The organism is Mycobacterium sp. TH-M82, assembly GCF_057473605.1.
The window spans coordinates 1-1,773 of the sequence record NZ_JBYCKY010000372.1; the positions used below are offsets into that span (position 1 = coordinate 1).

The 1,773-nt window shown below is 65.6% G+C and carries 2 protein-coding genes; both read right to left on the reverse strand.

Translation table 11 applies throughout. From position 1 onward, the window contains the following. Positions 1 to 544: hypothetical protein (locus tag AC2VON_RS11560; RefSeq protein WP_486953091.1), on the reverse strand; the 544-nt coding region annotated here is incomplete at its 3' end. 47 nt (positions 545 to 591) lie between these two features. Next, positions 592 to 1,773, reverse strand: a 1,182-nt coding sequence (locus tag AC2VON_RS11565) for a hypothetical protein (protein ID WP_486953092.1), incomplete at its 5' end; no start/stop codon positions are given.

Below are 1,773 nucleotides of genomic sequence, written 5' to 3' on the forward strand. Positions count from 1 at the left end.
TGCCGCCCGGGCCGCCTTGGGGTGCGGAGAGGAAGTTGCAGGCGGTCATGTTCTCGACGCTGACCCCGTTCACCTCGTAGACCTGGATGCCTTGTCGGCCCTTGTTGCCCGGGCCGATGTCCTGGTCGGCCGCTGCGGAGCTGCACTGGGGCGCACCGGGCTTGGTGCCATCGAGCACGACGGTGTTGCGGTCCATGCCGCGAATCCAGATGTTGGGCGTGGTCACCAGCACGCCGCTGCCCGGGGTGGTGTCCGGGAGCCCGGGGGGAACGCGATTGCCGGGCTCGTGGTAATCACCGGGCCCGATGAGTATCCAGTCCCCGGGCTGGGCGGCGTCGACCGCGGCCTGGATGCTGGAGTATTGCCCGGGAATGCCTTGGTAGCTGCCGACCCGCAGCACGGCGGTGGCCCGGGCCGGGGCTGCGCCGGCCACGCTCGCGCTCGCAGCGACCAGCACGCACACGCCCCCAGCGACCAACGCGTGCCGCCACCAGCGCATTGGCGCCGGCGACATGCAGCGACGACGATCCTGCGGTGCCGGCATCCCAAACTCCTCAGCTATTTGCGGTGTGCCAACGACACTCAACTAGTTCACGAAACGGGGGAGCCCGGAACGGGATATGACGGTTGGCTGACCGGATTGGTGGGGCACCACGGGTTGCGCGGTACGCCCTGGCAGGGATCGGGCATGCTCGGCTGCGTCGGCAGTGACATCATCTGGACTCCCGTCGTACGCGGGTAGTTCGTGAGCGGGGTGGTCGTGCACTTGAAGAGGAGCTGCGTGTTGCAGATGAGCTCCAGACCGAGGATGCTGGGTAGCGGTGCGCCGGCGTCCGGGATTCCGCAGATGTCGTGCGGGAAGAACTGGAGCAGGGGCGGAGCCGTGGCGATCCCTTCGGCGCCAAGTTGAATGTGCTTGGCGTTGACGGCCGCACCCGAGCCGTCGACGTTACCGTGGAAGCAGTTGCCAGGAAGGTGGAGGTTTGAGACCTCCGCGATGTCGCCGTTGCTCGGGTTGCCGAAGAAGCCATTGTTGCTAAACCTGTTGTTGGCGACCTCGTTGCCCCAGTCGTCAAAATAGCAGAACTTCAACACCCGAGCACCGACGCCGCCGTGGCAGTCGGCGGTCGAGTTCCAGGTGCCGATGGAGGGATACGGGGCCAGCAGCACGCCCCACGCGCCGTTGTTGTAGAAGTCGTTGTCGGTGACAGTGTCGAACCGGCCTCCCGCGATCGATATGCCGGTCCCCACCGGAGCAGCCGCGGGGCCGGTGCCGACGGCGGGCACGTTGGGATTGTTGTTGTCGTGCACCGAGTTGTGCCAGAAAACCCAGCAGGAATGGGTCCCTGTCGGACCGGTCTGGTTATTGGGGCACGTGCCGTCCTGGGGCGGCGGTTGGTCGGCGTTGTTTTGGGTGTTGGTGTCGAACCCGTCTTTGTTGTGGTCGAATTCGGAGTACTGGACGACCAGGCGCCCGCCGGAGTTGGTTCCCGAGTATCCCAGCGCCGAGTTCTGGCTGTGGGCGTGGTCGATGATCGAGTTGCAGTCCGGGCAGGCGCCGATGTAGAAGTTGGAATCGCTCTGGTTGTTCCCGTACACCTGCGTGAACAGCCCCGGCCCGTAGGTGTTGCTGATGAAGAGCCCGTAGGTGGCCGTCGGCTTGGTGGTGCTTTCGTAGTACGTCGAGGTCGCCGAGAGGTACGCCCCGCGCCAACTTCCCATCTGGAATGTGCCGGTCTCATGGCCGCCGTTCCACCAGATCTGATTGCCGCC